Annotated in this window: 15 protein-coding genes; 9 read left to right on the forward strand and 6 right to left on the reverse strand. The window is 69.1% G+C overall.

The features are described 5' to 3' along the window. Positions 1 to 579 precede the first annotated feature (579 nt). Positions 580 to 4,512, forward strand: coding sequence for a trifunctional transcriptional regulator/proline dehydrogenase/L-glutamate gamma-semialdehyde dehydrogenase (putA, locus tag U5A56_RS19020; RefSeq protein WP_321923962.1), 3,933 nt, complete (start codon positions 580 to 582; stop codon positions 4,510 to 4,512). An 84-nt stretch (positions 4,513 to 4,596) separates the two neighbouring features. Further along, entirely contained in the window at positions 4,597 to 5,736 is a 1,140-nt protein-coding gene (locus tag U5A56_RS19025; RefSeq protein WP_044849063.1) for a branched-chain amino acid ABC transporter substrate-binding protein, read from the forward strand. A 105-nt stretch (positions 5,737 to 5,841) separates the two neighbouring features. Here the strand turns inward: U5A56_RS19025 and U5A56_RS19030 are convergent, their stop codons facing one another. Together U5A56_RS19030 and U5A56_RS19035 are read right to left on the reverse strand one after the other, a co-directional pair. Next, complete coding sequence (locus U5A56_RS19030) at positions 5,842 to 7,356, reverse strand: class I adenylate-forming enzyme family protein (protein WP_321924078.1); 1,515 nt, start codon at positions 7,354 to 7,356, stop codon at positions 5,842 to 5,844. Between the two features lie 33 nt (positions 7,357 to 7,389). Continuing rightward, a complete protein-coding gene (locus U5A56_RS19035) occupies positions 7,390 to 9,042 on the reverse strand; it encodes an acyl-CoA dehydrogenase family protein (RefSeq protein WP_321923963.1) in 1,653 nt (550 codons plus the stop codon). A 73-nt stretch (positions 9,043 to 9,115) separates the two neighbouring features. On the opposite strand from U5A56_RS19035, the gene U5A56_RS19040 reads away from it, so the two are divergent. The 4 genes from U5A56_RS19040 to U5A56_RS19055 all read left to right on the forward strand — a co-directional run bounded on the left by U5A56_RS19040 (position 9,116) and on the right by U5A56_RS19055 (position 13,511). Continuing rightward, on the forward strand, positions 9,116 to 9,784 hold the full coding sequence (locus U5A56_RS19040; protein ID WP_321923965.1) for a TetR/AcrR family transcriptional regulator: 669 nt from the start codon (positions 9,116 to 9,118) through the stop codon (positions 9,782 to 9,784). A 227-nt stretch (positions 9,785 to 10,011) separates the two neighbouring features. Continuing rightward, a complete protein-coding gene (locus U5A56_RS19045) occupies positions 10,012 to 11,166 on the forward strand; it encodes a pyridoxal phosphate-dependent aminotransferase (protein WP_321923967.1) in 1,155 nt (384 codons plus the stop codon). Between the two features lie 112 nt (positions 11,167 to 11,278). Next, complete coding sequence (locus tag U5A56_RS19050; protein WP_044849065.1) at positions 11,279 to 12,067, forward strand: ABC transporter substrate-binding protein; 789 nt, start codon at positions 11,279 to 11,281, stop codon at positions 12,065 to 12,067. Between the two features lie 13 nt (positions 12,068 to 12,080). Then, positions 12,081 to 13,511 carry an FAD-binding oxidoreductase gene (locus U5A56_RS19055; RefSeq protein ID WP_321923969.1) on the forward strand — a complete coding sequence of 477 codons (1,431 nt, stop codon included), beginning with the start codon at positions 12,081 to 12,083 and terminating at the stop codon, positions 13,509 to 13,511. Positions 13,512 to 13,535: 24 nt separating this feature from the next. On the opposite strand, the gene U5A56_RS19060 is transcribed toward U5A56_RS19055, so the two are convergent. From U5A56_RS19060 to U5A56_RS19070, 3 genes are all read right to left on the reverse strand, one after another. Continuing rightward, positions 13,536 to 14,108 (reverse strand): PadR family transcriptional regulator, encoded by a 573-nt coding sequence (locus U5A56_RS19060; RefSeq protein ID WP_321923971.1) that lies wholly within the window; start codon positions 14,106 to 14,108, stop codon positions 13,536 to 13,538. A gap of 68 nt (positions 14,109 to 14,176) precedes the next feature. After that, complete coding sequence (cadR, locus tag U5A56_RS19065; RefSeq protein WP_014895515.1) at positions 14,177 to 14,608, reverse strand: Cd(II)/Pb(II)-responsive transcriptional regulator; 432 nt, start codon at positions 14,606 to 14,608, stop codon at positions 14,177 to 14,179. Between the two features lie 45 nt (positions 14,609 to 14,653). Continuing rightward, the gene (locus U5A56_RS19070; protein WP_321923972.1) at positions 14,654 to 15,106 is read right to left on the reverse strand and encodes a hypothetical protein; all 453 of its coding nucleotides are present in this window, start codon (positions 15,104 to 15,106) and stop codon (positions 14,654 to 14,656) included. Positions 15,107 to 15,211: 105 nt separating this feature from the next. Between U5A56_RS19070 and U5A56_RS19075 the strand changes: the two genes are divergently transcribed. Beyond that, complete coding sequence (locus tag U5A56_RS19075) at positions 15,212 to 17,323, forward strand: heavy metal translocating P-type ATPase (RefSeq protein ID WP_321923973.1); 2,112 nt, start codon at positions 15,212 to 15,214, stop codon at positions 17,321 to 17,323. 13 nt (positions 17,324 to 17,336) lie between these two features. After that, positions 17,337 to 17,702, forward strand: a complete 366-nt coding sequence (locus U5A56_RS19080) for a zinc ribbon domain-containing protein (RefSeq protein ID WP_321923974.1) — start codon at positions 17,337 to 17,339, stop codon at positions 17,700 to 17,702. Between the two features lie 334 nt (positions 17,703 to 18,036). On the opposite strand, the gene U5A56_RS19085 is transcribed toward U5A56_RS19080, so the two are convergent. Then, positions 18,037 to 18,915: an AraC family transcriptional regulator gene (locus tag U5A56_RS19085; RefSeq protein ID WP_321923975.1), complete on the reverse strand. Its 879-nt coding sequence runs from the start codon at positions 18,913 to 18,915 to the stop codon at positions 18,037 to 18,039. A 278-nt stretch (positions 18,916 to 19,193) separates the two neighbouring features. On the opposite strand from U5A56_RS19085, the gene U5A56_RS19090 reads away from it, so the two are divergent. Further along, positions 19,194 to 20,657 carry a mechanosensitive ion channel gene (locus U5A56_RS19090; protein WP_044848392.1) on the forward strand — a complete coding sequence of 488 codons (1,464 nt, stop codon included), beginning with the start codon at positions 19,194 to 19,196 and terminating at the stop codon, positions 20,655 to 20,657. Positions 20,658 to 20,748: the final 91 nt, after the last annotated feature.

Genomic DNA, 20,748 nt, shown 5'->3' on the forward strand with positions numbered 1-20,748 from the left:
AGTCGTCTGCCGCGCGCCGCTTTCCCGGTACCGAGCTGCCGAGCTGCCGAGCTGCCGAGCTGCCGAGCTGCCGAGCTGCCGAGCTGCCAGCTGCCGAGCTGCCGACCCGCCGACCCGCCGACCCGCCGACCCGCCGACCCGCCGACCCGCCGACCCGCCAACCCGCCAACCCGCCAACCCGCCAACCCGCCAACCCGCCAACCCGCCAACCCGCCAACCCGCCAACCCGCCAACCCGCCAACCCCGCCGCCCGCGCCGAGCGGCATGCGATCTCCGCAGGGCGCGTTCCAAACCTGCCCGCGGTACCCGCCGACCCGGCCAGTGCAACCCGTCTTTCCCCTCCGCCGCGCACACCGAAGGTTGCCCACGCGCGCCAACTCGCCCTCGATCAGGGAAAACACCGATCCACCGACCACGGGCAACCCCTAGGTTGCAACCTTATAAGTGGCTGATTATATTGAGTAACTTCGAGGTGCAACCAATCTCTTAATTCGGTTGCACCTTTTTATTGCGTGCCGTAGGATTTCGCGCATCCTCTCACACCACATTGCCGGGCTCGCACCGGCGCACCAACCCACCATGGCAAGCACGACTCTTGGCGTCAAAGTCGACGACCTTCTCCGCTCGCGCCTGAAAGACGCGGCAGCGCGTCTCGAGCGCACTCCCCACTGGCTGATCAAGCAGGCGATCTTCGCGTACCTCGAGCGGATCGAGCACGGCCAGCTGCCGCCCGAACTGTCGGGCAGCAGCGGCGTGACGGAGCTCGCCGACGGCCAGACGCCGGACGGTGACGACGACAACTCGCCGCATCCGTTCCTCGAGTTCGCCCAGAACGTGCAGCCGCAATCGGTGTTGCGCGCGGCGATCACGGCCGCGTATCGCCGCCCCGAACCGGAATGCGTGCCGTTCCTGCTCGGCCAGGCGCGCCTGCCGGCGAACCTGCAGGCCGACGTGCAGACGCTCGCGACGCAGCTCGTCGAGGCGCTGCGCGAGAAGAGCTCGGGCGGCGGCGTCGAAGGGCTGATCCACGAGTTTTCGCTGTCGAGCCAGGAAGGCGTCGCGCTGATGTGTCTGGCCGAAGCGCTGTTGCGGATCCCCGATCGCGCGACCCGCGATGCGCTGATTCGCGACAAGATCAGCAAGGGCGACTGGCGCTCGCACGTCGGCCACGCGCCGTCGCTGTTCGTGAACGCGGCGACCTGGGGGCTGATGATCACCGGCAAGCTCGTGACGACCAACAGCGAAGCGGGCCTGTCGTCGGCGCTCACGCGCCTGATCGGCCGTGGCGGCGAGCCGCTGATCCGCAAGGGCGTGGACATGGCGATGCGCCTGATGGGCGAGCAGTTCGTCACCGGAGAGACGATTTCCGAGGCGCTGGCCAACAGCCGCAAGTACGAAGCGCGCGGCTTCCGCTACTCGTACGACATGCTCGGCGAAGCGGCGACGACCGAAGAGGACGCGCAGCGCTACTACGCGTCGTACGAACAGGCGATCCACGCGATCGGCAAGGCGGCCGGCGGCCGCGGCATCTACGAAGGCCCGGGCATCTCGATCAAGCTGTCGGCGCTGCACGCGCGCTACTCGCGCTCGCAGCAGGACCGCACGATGAGCGAGCTGCTGCCGCGCGTGCGTGCGCTCGCGCTGCTCGCGCGCCGCTACGACATCGGCCTGAACATCGACGCGGAAGAAGCCGACCGTCTCGAGCTGTCGCTCGACCTGCTGGAAGCGCTGTGCTTCGATCCGGAACTCGCGGGCTGGAACGGCATCGGCTTCGTCGTGCAGGGTTACCAGAAGCGTTGCCCGTTCGTGATCGACTACCTGATCGACCTCGCGCGCCGCAGCCGTCACCGCCTGATGATCCGCCTCGTCAAGGGCGCGTACTGGGACACCGAAATCAAGCGTGCGCAGGTCGACGGCCTCGAAGGCTATCCGGTCTACACGCGCAAGATCTACACGGACGTGTCGTATCTCGCGTGCGCGAAGAAACTGCTCGCGGCACCCGACGCCGTCTACCCGCAGTTCGCGACGCACAACGCATACACGCTGGCCGCGATCTATCACCTGGCCGGCCAGAACTACTACCCGGGCCAGTACGAATTCCAGTGCCTGCACGGGATGGGCGAGCCGCTGTACGAGGAAGTCACGGGCCGTGACAAGCTGAACCGTCCGTGCCGCGTGTATGCGCCGGTCGGCACGCATGAAACGCTGCTCGCGTACCTGGTGCGCCGCCTGCTGGAGAACGGCGCGAACACGTCGTTCGTGAACCGCATCGCGGATAAAACCGTGTCGGTGAAGGAACTGGTCGCCGATCCGGTCGACGAGGCGTCGAAGGTCGTGCCGCTCGGCGCGCCGCACGCGAAGATTCCGCTGCCGCGCCACCTGTACGGCGACGAGCGTCCCAACTCGATGGGCCTCGACCTGTCGAACGAACACCGTCTCGCGTCGCTGTCGTCCGCGTTGCTGGCGAGCGCGCACCATCCGTGGCGCGCGGCGCCGATGCTCGCCGACGACGCGCTCGCCGACGCCCCGGCGCGCGACGTGCGCAACCCGGCCGACCAGCGCGACATCGTCGGCACGGTCAGCGAAGCGACGGCCGAGCACGTGAGCGCGGCGCTCGCGCACGCGGTTGCCGCCGCGCCGATCTGGCAGGCGACACCGGTCGATGCGCGCGCCGACTGCCTGGTGCGCGCGGCCGACCTGCTCGAAGCGCAGATGCACACGCTGATGGGCCTGATCGTGCGCGAAGCCGGCAAGTCGCTGCCGAACGCGATCGCCGAAATCCGCGAAGCCGTCGACTTCCTGCGCTATTACGCGGCGCAGATCCGCGACGAATTCTCGAACGACACGCACCGTCCGCTCGGCCCCGTGGTCTGCATCAGCCCGTGGAACTTCCCGCTCGCGATCTTCATGGGGCAGGTCGCCGCCGCGCTCGCGGCCGGCAACACGGTGCTCGCGAAGCCGGCCGAACAGACGCCGCTGATCGCGGCCCAGGCCGTGCGCCTGCTGCGCGAGGCCGGCGTGCCGGCCGGCGCGGTGCAGCTGCTGCCGGGCACCGGCGAGACCGTCGGCGCGGCGCTGGTCGCCGATCCGCGCACGCGCGCGGTGATGTTCACCGGCTCGACCGAAGTCGCGCGCCTGATCAACAAGACGCTGTCCGCGCGCCTCGACCCGGACGGCAAGCCGATTCCGCTGATCGCGGAAACGGGCGGCCAGAACGCGATGATCGTCGATTCGTCGGCGCTCGCGGAGCAGGTCGTCGCGGACGTGATGCAGTCGTCGTTCGACTCGGCCGGTCAACGGTGTTCGGCGCTGCGCGTTCTGTGTCTGCAGGACGATGTCGCGGACCGCACGCTGACGATGCTCAAGGGCGCGATGCACGAGCTGGCGCTCGGCAACCCGGACCGGCTGTCGACCGACGTCGGCCCGGTGATCGACGGCGAAGCGAAGCAGACGATCGACACGCACGTCGTGACGATGAAGGACAAGGGCCACGCGGTCACGCAGCTGCCGTCGCCGGAAGCCTGCGCGCACGGCACGTTCGTGCCGCCGACGCTGATCGAGATCGGCAGCATCGACGAGCTGAAGCGCGAAGTGTTCGGCCCCGTGCTGCACGTCGTGCGCTATCGCCGCAGCCAGCTCGACAAGCTGCTCGAGCAGATCCGCGCGACGGGTTACGGCCTGACGCTCGGCATCCACACGCGGATCGACGAGACGATCGCGCACGTGATCTCGAACGCGCACGTCGGCAACATCTACGTGAACCGCAACGTGATCGGCGCGGTGGTCGGCGTGCAGCCGTTCGGCGGCGAAGGGCTGTCGGGCACGGGCCCGAAGGCCGGCGGCGCGCTGTACCTGCAGCGCCTGCTCGCGACGCGTCCGTCGGGCCTGCCGCGTTCGCTCGCGCAGACGCTGATCGCGGACGGCGCGGTCGATGGCGAACAGCGCAGCAACCCGGCGACGGCGCTGACCGCGCTGCGCGACTGGCTGATCGAGCAGCGCGAACCGGCGCTGGCCGCTCGCTGCGACGGCTACCTGGCGCAGGTGCCGGCCGGTGCGACCGCGGTGCTGACCGGCCCGACCGGCGAGCGAAACACGTATACACTCGGCCCGCGCGGCACGGTGCTGTGTGTCGCGGCAACGCCGAGCGGCGCGCGCGCGCAGTTCGCGGCGGTGCTGGCGACGGGCAACCGCGCACTGTTCGCCGGTGCCGCGGGCGAGGCGCTGGTGGCCGCGCTGCCGGCTGCGCTGAAGGCGCATGCGGCCGTGCGCAAGCAGGCCGACGCGCCGTTCGACGCGGTGCTGTTCGAAGGCGACAGCGACGAGCTGCAGACGCTCGTGAAGGACGTCGCGCAGCGGCCGGGCCCGATCGTGTCGGTGCAGGGCGTGTCGGCGGGCGCGTTCGAGAACGGCGACGCGGAAGACTACGCGCTCGAGCGCCTGCTGACCGAGCGCTCGGTGAGCGTGAATACGGCCGCGGCGGGCGGCAATGCGAATTTGATGACGATCGGCTGACCATCCTTGCCGTTCGGATCAATCAAAGGAAGCGGCAAGGCGATCCCGAAGCCGCTCCATTTACCCTGGTACCAAGGAGAAGCTATGCAACACACGATGAAAAAGCTGGCAGGCGCGACGTTCGTCGCTGTCATGTCGCTGGCGGGGACGGCCCATGCGGATGACGTGAAGATCGGTTACGCAGGGCCGATGACGGGCGCCCAGGCTCACTACGGCAAGGATATGCAGAACGGGATCGCGCTCGCGCTGGAAGACTTCAACGCGACCGGCCCGAAGATCGGCGGCAAGCCGGTGAAGTTCGTGCTCGAGACGCAGGACGACCAGGCTGACCCGCGCACCGGCACGACGGTCGCGCAGAAGCTCGTCGACGACGGCATCAAGGGCATGCTCGGCCACTTCAACTCGGGCACGACGATTCCCGCTTCGCGCATCTACGCGAACGCCGGCATTCCGGAAATCGCGATGGCGACGGCGCCGGAATACACGCAGCAGGGTTACAAGACGACCTTCCGCATGATGACGTCCGACACGCAGCAGGGCTCGGTGGCGGGCACCTTCGCGTCGAAGGATCTCGGCATGAAGAAGATCGCGATCGTCGACGACCGCACGGCCTACGGCCAGGGTCTCGCCGACCAGTTCGAGAAGGCCGCGAAGGCCGGCGGCGCGACGATCGTCGACCGTGAATTCACGAACGACAAGGCGGTCGACTTCAAGGCGATCCTGACCAAGCTGAAGGCCGCGAAGCCGGACCTCGTCTACTACGGCGGAGCGGATTCGCAGGCAGCGCCGATGGTCAAGCAGATGAAGACGCTCGGCATCACCGCACCGCTGATGAGCGGCGAAATGGTGAAGACGCCGACGTTCCTGAAGATCGCGGGCAACGCGGCCGACGGCACGATCGCATCGCTGGCAGGCCTGCCGCTGGAAGAAATGCCCGGCGGCAAGACCTACGCCGACAAGTACAAGAAGCGCTTCGGCGAAGAAGTGCAGACGTACTCGCCGTACGCGTACGACGGCGCGATGGCGATGCTCAACGCGATGAAGAAGGCCGATTCGACCGATCCGGCGAAGTACCTGCCGGTGCTCGCGAAGACCGACATGGCCGGCGTCACGTCGTCGCACGTCGCGTACGACGCGAAGGGCGACCTGAAGAACGGCGGCATCACGATGTACAAGGTCGAGAAGGGCGAGTGGAAGCCGCTGAAGAGCATCGGCGGCAAGTAAGCATGGCGTGAGCGCGGGCGGGGGCGTCGCAATGCCCCGTCCCGCATCGCGTGCGAAAAAGCCATCGGGCCGTCGGGTCCGGTGGCTTTTTCTTTGGCTTCGGCGTTACTCGCGCTCGCGCCGCGTGCGCAGCAGGAACTTCTGCAGCTTGCCGGTCGGCGTGCGCGGCAGCGTTTCCGCGAACACGAATTCGCGCGGAATCTTGTACGCGGCGAGCCGCTCGCCGCAGAACGCGCGCAGCGCATCCGCATCGGGCGCAGCGCTCGCGCGCAGCACGACGTGCGCGACGACCGTCTCGCCCCATTCCGGATGCGGGACGCCGACGACGGCCGCTTCCGCGATGTCCGGATGCGCGTCGAGCACGTCCTCCACTTCTTTCGAATAGACGTTCTCGCCACCCGTCACGATCATGTCCTTCAGCCGGTCGACGATGAACAGGTAGCCATCCTGATCGATCCGCGCGATGTCGCCGGTGCGATACCAGCCGTCCGGCGCGAACGCGGCGCGCGTCGCGGCCGGGTCGTCGAGATAGCCGAGCATCATGCTGTCGGCCTTCAGCCAGATCTCGCCGGTGTCGCCCGGCAGCGCGTCGGCGCCATTGCTCCGCACGACCCGCAGGTCGACGCCGGGGCCGCCCTGGCGACCGATCGAGCCGGCCTTCGCGATCTGTTCGTCCGGATACAGCGTGGTGCCGGCCGGGCCCGTTTCCGTCATTCCGTACACCTGGAAGAACGCGTTGCTGCGATACGCATGCGCGAGCCGTTCGGCCTGCGCGGCGCCGATCGGGCCGCCGCCGTACAGCCATGCGCGCACGCTCGACAGGTCGAACGCCGCGAAGCGCTCGATCGTGTCGAGCGGCAGCGTATACGACACCGGCGCGCCGAAATACAGCGTCACGCGCTCACGCTCGACGGCCTGCAGGAAGCGTAGCGGATGGTATTCGCGCAGCAGCACGACGGTGCCGCCTGCGTACAGCGTGCCGCCGAACCAGTTGTTCAGCGGCGACGAATGCCAGATCGGCATCGCCATCAGCGTGCGTTCGTTACGGCCGATGCCGGTCGCGAGCGCCGCCTGCATCGCTGCGAGCGTCACGGCGCGATGGCTGTGCACGCAGCCTTTCGGGCGGCCGGTCGTGCCGGACGTGTAGAGGATCTGCGCGACGTCGCCGTCGGCCGGCTCGATGCCCGCGACGCCGTCCATCGCCGCGCACATCGCGTCGAAATTCGGCGTGCCGGCGGCGTCGCCTTCGGTGACGAGCCGCCGCACCGGATGGATCACGCGCGCCAGCACCGGCGCGAGCGCCGCGTCGAACAGGAGCACCTTGCTGCCGCTGTGCTCGAGCACGTAGTCGACTTCCGGCGCCTGCAGCTTGTGGTTGATCGGCACGAACGCGGCGCCGAGCCGCCACGCGCCGAACATCAGGTCGACGAACGCGGGCGTGTTCAGGCACATCGCGGCGACGCGGTCGCCGGCCGCGACGCCGAGTGCGCTCAGCACGGCCGCCGCGCGATGCGAGCGCTCGCGCGCGGCGGCGTACGTGATCGCCGTGTCGTCGTGGATCAGGAACGGCTTGTCGGGCGTCGCACGGGCGGCGCGGTCGAGGGCGGCGGCGAGGTTCATCATGGCTCCACGCGAGGAGGACGAGCGGGCGCGTCAGGCCGGGTACGCGCGCTGCAGCAGCGCAGCGACGTCGAGCGCGTGCGGGTCGAAGCCGCCCGCGATGCGGCCCCAGTCGGGCGCGGCGAGCCGGGTCGCGACGAATGCGTCGGCGACGAACGCGGGTGCGTCGCGCCGCAGCAGGCACGCCTGCGCGACCAGCGCGAGCCGTTGCGCGAACAACCGGGCCGACGCCTCGAGCGTGTCGGCGGGCGCCGCGAGCATCGCGCGCAGCGTATCCAGCGCCGCGCGGATGCGCGGTTCGCCCGCGCCGAGGTCGGCCAGTTCGGCGAGCAGCGCCGCGGCCGCGTCGGGCTCGCGCGACACCGCGCGCAGCACGTCGAGGCACATCACGTTGCCTGAGCCTTCCCAGATCGAGTTGACCGGTGCTTCGCGGAACAGGCGCGCGATCGGGCCGTCGTCGACGTAGCCGTTGCCGCCGAACACTTCCATCACCTCGCCGGTCAGCTCGACCGCGCGCTTGCAGACCCAGAATTTCGCGGCGGGCGTGACGATCCGCTTCCACGCGCGTTCGCGCGGCGCGTCGTCGCGCTCGAACGCGTCGGCCAGGCGCATCGCGAGCACGAGCGCGGCCTCGCTTTCGAGCGCGAGATCGGCGAGCACGGTGCGCATCAGCGGCTGCTCGGCGAGCGCGCGGCCGAACGCGTGGCGCCGGCGCGTGTACGCGATCGCCTGCACGACGCCCTGGCGCAGCATCGCCGCGCTGCCGAGCACGCAGTTCAGCCGCGTATAGGTGGCCATCTCGATGATGGTCGGAATGCCGCGGCCTTCGTCGCCGAGCATGATCCCCCATGCGTCGTTCAGCTCGATCTCGCTGCTCGAGTTGCTGCGGTTGCCGATCTTGTTCTTCAGCCGCTGGATCTCGACCGCGTTCTTCGTGCCGTCGGGCCGCCAGCGCGGCACGTAGAAGCACGACGGGCTGCCCGCTTCGGTGCGCGCGACGACCAGGTGCGCGTCGCACATCGGCGCGGAGAAGAACCACTTGTGGCCGCGCAGCCGGTATTCGCCGCCGCGCCCGCCCGCGCCGACCGGGGTCGCCAGCGTCGTGTTCGCGCGCACGTCGGAGCCGCCCTGTTTCTCGGTCATCCCCATGCCGAACCAGATCGCACGCTTGTCGGCGACCGGCACGTCGCGCGGATCGTAGTCGTCGCTGTACAGCCTGTCGCGCAGCAGGCCCCACAGCGCCGGCTCCTTCTGCAGCACCGGAATCGCGGCCTGCGTCATCGTCGCCGGGCACAGCGTGCCGGCCTCGATCTGGCCGTGCAGGTAGAAGCCGGCCGCGGTCGCGGCCCAGCGGCCGGGGCGCGTGTCGCGGAACGCGAGCGACACGAAGCCTTCGTTGCGGTACATGCCGAGCAGCGTGTGCCAGGCCGGATGGAAGTCGACGCGGTCGATGCGCCGGCCGCGCCGGTCGAACGCGTTCAGTTCCGGCGCGTGGCGGTTCGCTTCGTCGGCGAGCTGTGCGGTGTCGGCGCTGCCGAGCCGCGCGCCGTACGCGTCGAGCCGCGGCACGGCCCAGTCGGCGCCCGCGCGGGCGAGTGCGTCGCGCAGCGCGACGTCGGTGGCGAAGAGGTTATAGTCGACCAGTTCGTCGAACTGGTTCGTGACGTCTCGGGTCGATTCGGTCATCGGGCTGTCTCCGGTCTCGTGCGTCGCGGTCTGCCGGTCAAACGCGTTTCCGCTGAATTTCAGAGTAGCAAATATGCCGCCGCGACATGTTCAGGTTCCGGCGCCGCCCGGCCAGCCGGCGGCGCAACCCGCGCCCGCGCTGCGTCGCCGGCCGCGCCAGTCGCGCGCGCAGGCCACGTCCGACGCGCTCCAGCAGGCCTTCGTTCAGCTTTTGCTCGAGCGCGGCTACGCGAAGGCGACGATTCGCGAGATCGCGGCCGTCGCGGGCGTGAGCGTCGGCACCTTCTACGAATACTTCGGCGACAAGCAGAGCCTCGCCGCGCTGTGCATCCACCGGCGCGTGCTGGCGCTGGCCGACCGGCTGCGCGATGCGGCGCACGGGCTGCGCGGCGCGCCGCGCGCCGAGCTCGCGGCCGCGCTCGCCGACCTGCAGGTCGACGCGATCGGCGCCGACGCCGCGCTGTGGAGCGCGTTTTTCGCGCTGGAGCGGCACGTGTCGCCGCTCGCCGCGTACCGGCGGCATTACGACGCCTATGTCGCGCTGTGGCGCGACGCGCTCGCGCAGGCCGCCGATCCGCCGCCGGCCGCGCGGCTCGACGGGATCGCCCGGATGGCGCATGCGGTCTGCTACGGCGGCGTGTCCCAGGCGCTGCTCACGCTCGGGCCGGCACTGGACCTCGAAGCGTTGCGCGGCGAGTTGCACGCCGTGCTGAGCGCCTATCTGGCGGCCGCGGGCGCGTGACGCGCGGCGTGGCCGCGCGCGTCCAGGGGAAATGCCCGATTCGCATGCATTGCCGGTCACTCGGCCTTGGCGTCGAGCCAAGCGTATGGCCGCTCATGAGAAAAATGCATGGCCGCCATGACGAACTTTCGGTTGTCCGCCGATATTGGCTCGGGCTAAATCATTCCCGATGAGACCGGCCGCGCGCATCGCACGGGCCGGCCCGAAGGACATCAGAAGGAGAACTCATGCGAAGCGCCACCAGGCCCCGTTCGAAACTGCCGGACGTCGGGACGACGATCTTCACGGTGATCGGCCAGCTTGCCGCACAGCACGATGCGCTGAACCTGTCGCAGGGCGCGCCGAATTTCGCGCCGGATCCGGCGCTCGTCGACGGCGTCGCGCGCGCGATGCGCGACGGCCACAACCAGTACGCGCCGATGGCCGGCCTCGCGTCGCTGCGCGAACGGCTCGCGGAGAAGACCGAGGCGCTGTACGGCACGCGCTACGACCCGGGCACCGAGATCACGGTGATCGCGAGCGCGAGCGAGGGGCTCTACGCGGCGATCAGCGCGCTCGTGCATCCGGGCGACGAAGTGATCTATTTCGAGCCGTCGTTCGACAGCTATGCGCCGATCGTGCGGATGCAGGGCGCGACGCCGGTCGCGATCAAGCTGTCGCCCGAACATTTCCGCGTGAACTGGGACGAAGTGGCCGCCGCGATCACGCCGCGCACGCGGATGATCGTCGTCAATACGCCGCACAACCCGACCGCGACCGTGTTCTCCGCCGACGATCTCGAACGGCTCGCGCAGCTCACGCGCGATACCGGCATCGTGGTGCTGTCGGACGAGGTCTACGAGCATGTCGTGTTCGACGGTGCGCAGCACCAGAGCGTCGCGCGTCACCGCGAGCTGGCCGAGCGCAGCGTGATCGTGTCGTCGTTCGGCAAGTCGTTCAACGTGACGGGCTGGCGGGTCGGGCATTGCGTCGCGCCGGCCGAACTGATGGACGAGATCCGCAAGGTGCACCAGTTCATGGTGTTTTCGGCCGATACGCCGATGCAGGTCGCGTTCGCGGAGATCCTCGCGCGGCCGGAAAGCTATCTCCGCCTGTCGGCGTTCTACCAGGCCAAGCGCGACCTGCTGGCGCGCGAGCTGGCCGGGTCGCGCTTCGAGCTGCTGCCGAGCGAAGGCTCGTTCTTCATGCTCGCGCGGTTCCGCCACTTCTCGGACGAGCGCGACAGCGATTTCGTGCTGCGCCTGATCCGCGATGCGCGCGTCGCGACGATTCCGCTGTCGGCGTTCTACACCGACGGCACCGACGCGGGCGTGATCCGCCTCAGTTTCTCGAAGGACGACGCGACGCTGATCGAGGGCGCGCGGCGGTTGCGTTCGCTGTAATCGCGGGCGCGCCCGCACCCAAGCAGGCGACGTGTACGTCGCACCGAAAGTCACGGACGGGACCGGCGCACGTGCCGAAGCGCGGCGCCGACCGGCCAGCCAGGAGATCACGATGAAGCATGCACACACCCTCAAACTCGCGTTCGCATTCGCGTGCGCGCTCGGCTCCGGCGCGGCATCGGCCGACGGGCAAACGCTGCGTTTCGGCCTCGAGGCGCAATATCCCCCGTTCGAGTCGAAGGCGCCGAACGGCGACCTGCAGGGCTTCGACATCGACGTCGGCAATGCCGTCTGCCAGACCGCGAAGCTGTCGTGCAAGTGGGTCGAGACGTCGTTCGACGGGCTCATTCCCGCGCTGCAGGGCCGCAAGTTCGACGCGATCAACTCGGCGATGAACGCGACCGAGCAGCGGCGCCAGGCGATCGACTTCACGACGATCATCTACCGCGTGCCGACGCAGCTGATCGCGCGCACCGGCAGCGGCCTGCTGCCGACGCCGGAAGCGCTGAAGGGCAAGCGCGTCGGCGTGCTGCAGGCGTCGATCCAGGAAACCTACGCGAAGGCGCACTGGGAGCCGGCCGGCGTGTCGATCGTCGCGTACCAGGACCAGAACCAGGTGTACGCCGACCTCGTGTCGGGCCGCCTCGACGCGACGCTGGTGCTCGCGCCGGCCGGCCAGCGCGGCTTCCTGTCGCGCCCGGACGGCAAGGGCTTCGCGTTCGTCGGCCAGCCGGTGCGCGACGACCGGATTCTCGGCAGCGGGATCGCGTTCGGCCTGCGCAAGGGCGACGACGCGCTGAAGGGGAAGCTCGATGCGGCGATCGACAAGCTGAAGGCGGACGGCACGGTGAAGTCGCTCGGCCAGAAGTACTTCGGCGACATCGACATCTCCACCAAGTAAGCGGACGCGCACGATGCAGAACCTGGAGACGGCCGCCGCGCGTGGCGGCCACGATGTAGCCGCGCCGGCGGACGACGCGCTCGAGGCGGCGCTCGTCGCCGCGCTGGGCGACACGCTGGTCACGCGGGCGGCCGAGATCGATCCGCGCTACTTCACCGCGTACAACGAGCCGGCCGGCGTGCGGCCGCGTGCGCTGGTGCGGCCGCGCAGCGTCGACGACGTGTCGCGCACGCTCGCGCTGTGCACGCGGCTCGGGCAGCCGGTCGTGCCGCAGGGCGGCCTCACCGGGCTCGCGCGCGGCGCGGTCGCGCTGGGCGGCGAGATCGTGCTGTCGATGGAGCGTTTCGCGGGCGTCGAGTCGATCGACGCGGCGGCGGGCACGATGACGGTGCGCGCCGGGACGCCGCTGCAGACGGTGCAGGAGGCAGCGGACGCGGCGGGTTTCACGTTCGGCGTCGATCTCGGCGCACGCGGTTCGTGCCAGATCGGCGGCATGCTCGCGACCAACGCGGGCGGCACGCGCGCGATCCGTTACGGCATGATGCGCGAGCAGGTGCTCGGCCTGGAAGCCGTGCTCGCCGACGGCACCGTCGTGTCGTCGATGAACCGGATGCTGAAGAACAACGCGGGCTACGACCTGAAGCAGCTGTTCATCGGCAGCGAAGGCACGCTCGGCATCGTCACGCGTGCCGTGCTGCGGCTGCATCCGAAGCTGGCCGCGCCGGCCACCGCGCTCTGTCGCGTGCACGGCTACGATGCCGTGGTCGGGTTGTGGAACCGTCTGCGCGCACTGCCCGAGCTCGTCAGTTTCGAAGCGATGTGGCCGGCCTTCTACGACTACGTGGCGCGTCATACTCCCGGCGTCGTCGCGCCGTTCTCGGGCGACGGCGGCTTCGCGGTGCTGATCGAGTGCGCGACGAGCGCACCGGGCGGCGATGCGCGCGCGGCGCTGGAAAACGGCCTGGCGGATGCGATCGACGCGGGGCTCGTGGACGATGCGGCGCTGGCGACGTCGGAGCGGCAGGCGCGCGACTTGTGGACGCTGCGCGAAGGGCTCGCAATCGATGCGCTGCCGCATCTGGTGAACTTCGACGTGAGCCTGCCGACGGGCGAACTCGGCCTGTTCGCCGAGCGCTGCGAAGCGGCATTGCGCGCGGCCTGGCCCGACATCGTGTGTCTCTTCTTCGGCCACGTCGGCGACGGCAACGTGCATGTCGGCGTATCGCTCGACGGCATGGGCGACGCCAACGCCGATGCGATCGATCGCTGCGTCTACACGGTCGTCCGGGACATGGGCGGCTCGGTGTCGGCGGAGCACGGCATCGGCATGCTCAAGCGCGCCTATCTCGCGCACACGCGCAGCGAAGCCGAAATCGGCCTGATGCGGCGCCTGAAGGCCGCGCTCGATCCCGTCGGCGTGCTCAACCCCGGCAAGGTGCTTTGAGCGACGCGCGTCGATGGCTGCGCGTCAGCCGTCGACCCAGCGCAGCGCGCCGATCTTCAGGTGTTCGACGACGCTGCGCGCCCAGTCGAGTTCCGCGTTCAGCAGCACGAGCGCATGCTCGTTGTGCAGCAGGAACAGGCGCGGCACCTGGTCGTTCTGCGCGGCGTTGCGCAGCGACTCGAGACGTTCGCGTTCGGCTTCGAGCGCGGCGATGCGTCGCTCGAGTTGCCGGCGTGCATCGTCGGCATCGAGCAGCGGCAGGAACGCGAGGCCGGCGCCGAATGCCGGAAACTCGCGCGCGGGCTCCGCGAGCAGCGCATGCAGCCATGCCTGGCCGGCCGTATGTCCGGCTTCGGTCAGCGTGTACAGCGTGCGCTCGGGAAACGCGCCGTCGCGCTCGGTGTCGTGCACGGCGATCAACCCGTCGCGCAGCAGCCGGTCGATCGTCTGATACAGGCTCGTGCGCTGCCGCACGTTGACGACTTCGTCGTAGCCGCGCGCCTTCAACTGCTGCAGCATTCCGTATGGATGCATCGGCGTTTCGGTGAGCGTCGCGAGGACCGCGAGTGCGAGCGGAGACGGGCGGCTTGTGGGCATGAATAGTTATGTTATGTCTAGTAAGAATATAACTAGTATCCGCTAGACTATCATATTCCACAAGGGTTTCAGCCGAGGTGCGAGCGCTTTGCGGCCGGCGCGACGGTTTCCATCGTCGCGAGACCGTGCACGATTCCACAGTCCTCGACCGAATGTTCGCCGACACACTGGCGGCGCAATTCGGTGAGCTGGTCGCGCAGATGCGTCAGTTCCGCGAGGCGCGCATCGACGTGGCCGATGTGTTCGTCGAGCAGCGCGTTGATCGAATCGCATGGGTCGGCGGGCGTGTCGGTGAGCTGCAGCAGCGCGCGGATTTCGTCGTGCGCCATGTCGAGCGCGCGGCAGTTGCGGATGAAGCGCAGCCGCTCGACGTGCACGTCGGTGTAGTTGCGGTAGTTCGAATCGGTGCGCTCCGCATCCGGCATCAGCCCCTCTTTCTCGTAGAAGCGGATCGTTTCGGGCGTGCAGCGGGCCGCCTTGGCCAGTTCGCCGATCTTCATGGCTTTCTCCTTTGCAAGGGTTGACCTTGTAGTGGCTTCAGGGTGTTAACTGTACTCCGTCAAGCCATAGAGGAGGTTGTCATGACCGACGCGCAGCGTACCCACGACCCACGACACCGTCATGCCGGCGGCGCCGAGACCTGCTGCGCCGATGCGTGCGACCCGCAGGCGGCGACCGTTGGCGACGCGGCGTCGGCGGCCGGCGAGCACGCGCACGCGCACGGCGACGCGGCGGCGCGCGACGGGCAGTCGCGTGGATGCGGCCCCGACCATGACCACGATCAGGCATCGGCGCACCTCGCTGGGCACGACCACGGTGGCCATGCCGGCCACGCGCACGGCGACGGGCATGGCGATGCGCACGGCCACGCGCACGACGACGGGCACGGGCACGGCGCGGCGTGCTCGCACGACCACGCGGCACACGACCATGCCGCGCATGACCATGCTGATCACGATCACGATCACGATCACGATCACGACCACGACCACGACCACGCGGCCGGTGCCTGCTGCGCGCCGGCCGCGCTGACGCTCGCACCGCTGCCGGCCGCGCGCGCGACCGCGTCGGGTCATGTGCGCTCCGCGTTCCGGATCATGCAGATGGACTGCCCGACCGAGGAAACGCTGATCCGCAAGAAGCTCGGCGGGATGCAGCAGGTGTCGGCGCTCGAATTCAACCTGATGCAGCGGATGCTGACCGTCGACCACGTGGCCGGTGCGCAGCCTGCGATCGAAAGCGCGATCCGTACGCTCGGGATGACGCCGGAGGCCGCGTCGGCCGACGCGCCGGCAACGCCGGTCGCGCCGCCGCCCGCGAAGCCGTGGTGGCCGCTCGCGGTCGCCGGCGTCGCCGCGATCGCGTCCGAGGCCGTGAGTTGGGCCGGCCTGCCGGTGTGGCTGTCGGCGGTGCTGGCGCTCGCTGCCGTGCTCACGTGCGGGCTGACCACCTACAAGAAAGGCTGGATCGCGATTCGCAACGGCAACCTGAACATCAACGCGCTGATGAGCATCGCGGTGACGGGCGCGATGGCGATCGGCCAGTGGCCGGAAGCCGCGATGGTGATGGTGCTGTTCACGATCGCCGAGCTGATCGAGGCGAAGTCGCTCGATCGCGCGCGCAATGCGATCCAGGGCCTGATGCAGCTCGCACCGGACACCGCGACCGTGCAGGACATCGATGGCACGTGGCGCACGATCGAGGCCGCGCGGGTCGCGCTCGGCGCGATCGTGCGCGTGAAGCCGGGCGAGCGGATCGGGCTGGACGGCGAAGTGGTCGCGGGCCGCTCGACGGTGAACCAGGCGCCGATCACCGGCGAGAGCCTGCCGGTCGACAAGTCGGCAGGCGATGCGGTGTACGCGGGCACGATCAACGAAGCGGGTTCGTTTGACTATCGCGTGACGGCGGTTGCCGCCAACTCGACGCTCGCGCGGATCATCCACGCGGTCGAGGAAGCGCAGGGCGCGAAGGCGCCGACGCAGCGCTTCGTCGACCAGTTCGCACGCGTCTATACGCCGATCGTGTTCGCGATCGCGCTGCTGGTCGCGGTGGCGCCGCCGCTCGTCATGGGCGGCGCGTGGCACGACTGGATCTACCGCGCGCTGGTGCTGCTCGTGATCGCGTGCCCGTGCGCGCTGGTGATTTCGACGCCGGTGACGATCGTGTCGGGGCTCGCGGCCGCCGCACGGCGCGGGATTCTCGTGAAGGGCGGCGTGTATCTGGAAGAAGGCCGCAAGCTCGCGTGGCTCGCGCTCGACAAGACCGGCACGATCACGCACGGCAAGCCGGTGCAGACCGATTTCGACCTGCATGCGACGGACCTCGAGGCGGCGCGCGTGCGTCACCTCGGCGCGAGCCTCGCGGCGCGCTCCGATCATCCGGTGTCGCAGGCGATCGCCGCGGCGGCGCGTGACGCGCAGACGGCGGCGTTTGCCGACGTAGAGGAGTTCGAAGCACTCGTCGGGCGCGGTGTGCGCGGCACGATCGACGGCGCGCGCTACTGGCTCGGCAACCACCGGCTCGTCGAGGAGCTCGAACGCTGCTCGCCGGCGCTGGAGGTGAAGCTCGACGCACTCGAGCGGCAGGGCAAGAGCGTCGTGATGCTGGTCGACGACACGCGCGTGCTCGGCATCTTCGCGGTGGCCGACACGATCAAGGACACCAGCCGCGCGGCGATCGCCGACCTGCACGCGCTCGGCATCCGCACCGCGATGCTGACCGGCGACAACCCGCACACCGCGCAGGCAATCGCGCAGCAGGCCGGCATCGACGATGCACGCGGCAACCAGTTGCCCGAGGACAAGCTCGCGGCGGTCGAGGAATTGTCGGCGGGCGGCGCGGGTGCGGGCGCGGTCGGGATGGTCGGCGACGGGATCAACGACGCGCCGGCGCTCGCGCGCGCCGACATCGGCTTCGCGATGGGCGCGATGGGCACCGACACGGCGATCGAGACGGCCGACGTCGCGCTGATGGACGACGACCTGCGCAAGATTCCCGCGTTCGTGCGGCTGTCGCGCGCGACGCACCGCGTGCTGGTGCAGAACATCGGCTTCGCGCTCGGCGTGAAGATCGTGTTCCTCGGCCTGACGGTCGCCGGGCTCGGCACGATGTGGATGGCCGTGTTCGCCGATGCGGGTGCGAGCCTGATCGTCGTCGGCAACGGCTTGCGGCTGCTGTCGAAGACGGGCGTGTTCGACAGCGCGCGGACGCAGTGACGAGGAGCTGGCGATGAGCTTTCTGAAACGGATCCTGGGTGGCCACGGTGGCGGTCATGGCGGTGGGCATGGAAGCGGCCACGGTGGCGGCGGGCATCACGGCGGAGCGGGCCGGGAAGGCCATGGCGGCCACGATGCGCGCGGCCGCGATCGTCACGGCTGGGGCTGGCAGCCGTCGGCCGACGCGCAGGGCGGCCCGGGCAGCAACGTGCCGCTGCGTCAGCTCGCCTGTGCGGGCTGCGGCGCCATCAACGCGGCGGATGCGCGATTCTGCGCGCAGTGTGGTGTAGCGCAGCGGGGCAAGGCATGCAGCCGCTGCCACGCGGCGCTGGCCGCTGACGCGCGCTTCTGTCCGGGCTGCGGCACGCAGGCCGGGTAAGGCTCGATCGTCGGCCTCGATGCCGGCGTGACGGCTGATCTCCAAGGGCGGCGTGGCGCCTGCAACGGGCGTCGCCGGGCCACGGCGTGCGGGCTCGCTCCGAGCGAGCTTCCGAGTCTTCTAGTCTCCGAGTCTCCGAGTCTCCGAGTCTCCGAGTCTCCGAGTCTCCGAGTCTCCGAGTTCCGAGTTCCGAGTTCCGAGTTCCGAGTTCCGAGTTCCGAGTTCCGAGTTCCGAGTTCCGAGTTCCGAGTTCCGAGTTCCGAGTTCCGAGTTCCGAGCCCCGAGCCCCGAGCCCCGAGCCCCGAGCCCCGGCCCCGAACCCGGGACCTGCCGCTCAACGCAGCGGCAAATGAATCTCGGTGCGCAGGTCGGCCGGCGCCGCATCCATCGGCGTATTCAGATACAGCTCGAACGGCGGCGCATCGGCGGCTTCGCGGCCCGAGTGACGCAGCCAGTCGCCATACAGCCACTGGTAAGCGGTCTTGAGGTCCGCATACGGTCCGGTATGCAGCAGCACCGCATACTCGCCGCCCGCGATCGTGACGCGCTCGACCGGCGGCGTCGGCTCGACGTCCGGCGCGCCGCCGGCCGGCACGAAGCACGCTTTCGCTCGCAATTGCGCTTCGGGCGTGGTATCCGGATCGTCGTAGAAGATCCCGATCATCTTCGCGCCGGGGCCGATCAACCCGTGCTGCCCGACCCACGCGCCGATCTGTCCGAACGCGTCGCCGACCTTCAGGTAAGCGCCCGTATGCGCCACCGCATAACCGCGCAATTCCGGCTGCCGCCGGATCTCGACTTCATGCTTGAACATGTCTTCCTCTCCTCGCTGTAACGGATAGATCGGCCGGTGGACCCCGGCGCGCCGGTGCTGCGCGGGCGGCAGGCCGTAAGCATCCCGAAATGCGCGTGCGAACGCGTGCGTCGAACCGTAGCCGGCGCGCCGGGCGATCGCGTCGAGCGGCAGCGCCGTGCAGACGAGGTCCTCCGATGCGCGCACGATCCGCATCCGCCGCACCGTCAGCACGATCGACTCGCCGTACAGCGCGCGATAGACGCGCTGCCAGTGATACGGCGACAGGCACGCGATGTCGGCGAGCCGGTTCAGGTCGAGCGTGTCGTCGAGGTGCGTGCGGATGTGGTCGTGAACGCGCGCGATGCGTGCTGCATAGCGGGCCCACGCGGGCGTTTCGGCTTTCGTGTCGACGGTCATGCGTGCGTTCCCCCGCAGGAATCGACGTCACGGTAGCACGCCGCCGATTGATAAATCTTGCGGAGATGCGTAGACGAACAAAATCTGCCCCTTTTTAATTTCGCCGAAATGGGGTCTCGTCCCCGTCGAGATATGTCTAAAGTTAAAGACGGTGAAATCGGGTGATCGCGTCATTTTTCTCGGGTAAGTTGCTTGGGGCGGCAACGCACGGTTTTCGAAGTACGCAGGTAGTTCGTCGATGTTCAATCGCAACGCCACGTTTTTCGGGAGAAGAAGAAATGGATGCTTCCAGCTTCATCACGTCGCTGCAGACCACGCTAGGCGGATACCTGCCGAAGATTGCCGGCGCGATCGGCATCCTGGTGATCGGCTGGCTGATCGCCGTCGCGGTGCGGGCCGGCGCGCTCCGGCTGCTCAACGCGCTGAAGGTCGATCAGCGGATCAACGAAAGCACCGGCCAGGGCGCGTGCGTCGAGCGGATCATCGCCGGCGGGCTGTTCTGGCTCGTGCTGCTCGTCACCGCGGTGGGCATCTTCAACGTGCTCAACCTGTACGCGGTGTCCAATCCGTTCTCGCTGCTCGTCACCCACATCGTCAACTACCTGCCGAACCTGATCGGCGGCGCGGCGCTGACGCTGATCGCGTGGCTGATCGCGTCGCTCTTGCGCAGCCTCGCGAACCGTGCGCTGAAGGCGAGCAAGGTCGACGACAAGCTGTCCGAAAGCGCGGGCATGCAGCCGATGAGCGGCTATCTGGGCGACGTGCTGTTCTGGCTCGTGATCCTGATGTTCCTGCCGGCGATTCTCGCGTCGTTCGCGCTGTCCGGCCTGCTGTCGCCGGTGCAGGGGATGGTCGACAGGCTGCTCGCGATCGTGCCGAACCTGTTCGCGGCCGCGGTGATCGGCTTCGTCGGCTGGGTCGTCGCGCGCGTGCTGCGCGGCCTCGTGACGAACCTGCTGGTTGCCGCCGGCGCCGATCGCCTCACGCAGGGTCTCGACAGCCCGACGCCGGTGCGCGTGTCGAGCCTGATCGGCACCATCGTCTACGTGTTCGTGTTCGTGCCGACGCTGATCTCCGCGCTCGACGCGCTGAAGATCGACGCAATCTCGATTCCCGCCACCAACATGCTGAACCAGTTCCTCGGCGCGGTGCCCGACATCGTCGCGGCGATCGTGATCGTGCTCGTCACGTTCTATTTCGCGCGCTTCGTCGCGTCGCTCGCGCAGAAGCTGCTGGAAGCCGCCGGCGCCGACGGGCTGCCGGCCGTGCTCGGCGTCGAGCGCGTGTTCTCGGGGATCCTGCAGCCGTCGGTGCTGGTCGCGCGGCTGATCGTGTTCTTCGCGATGCTGTTCGCGTCGGTGGAGGCCGCGAACCGGCTCGGCTTCACGCAGGTGCGCGACGTCGTCACGCTGTTCATCGAATTCGGCGGCCATGTGCTGACGGGCGGCGTGATCCTCGTGATCGGCGTGTGGCTCGCGGGCCTCGCGCGCCGCGTGATCGAGCAGGCCGACCGCGAGCACAGCGTGCTGTTCGCACGGATCGCGCAGTTCGCGATCCTCGGTCTGGTGTTTGCGATGGGGCTGCGCGCGATGGGCATCGCGAACGAGATCGTGCAACTCGCGTTCGGTCTCGTGCTCGGCGCGATCGCGGTGGCGGTCGCGCTGTCGTTCGGCCTCGGCGGCCGCGAGGCGGCCGGCAAGCTGCTCGACCGCTGGTTCAACCAGCGCGGCGGCGGTCAGTAACGCCGGTGACGCGTCGGCCCGTCCGGCCGCTTCGCGCGGCCGGACGGTGTGTGCACGACGCTCGTGGAGAGCCGCCCACCGCCCACCGCCC

Source organism: Burkholderia sp. BCC1998, from assembly GCF_905339875.1.
GTDB lineage: Bacteria > Pseudomonadota > Gammaproteobacteria > Burkholderiales > Burkholderiaceae > Burkholderia.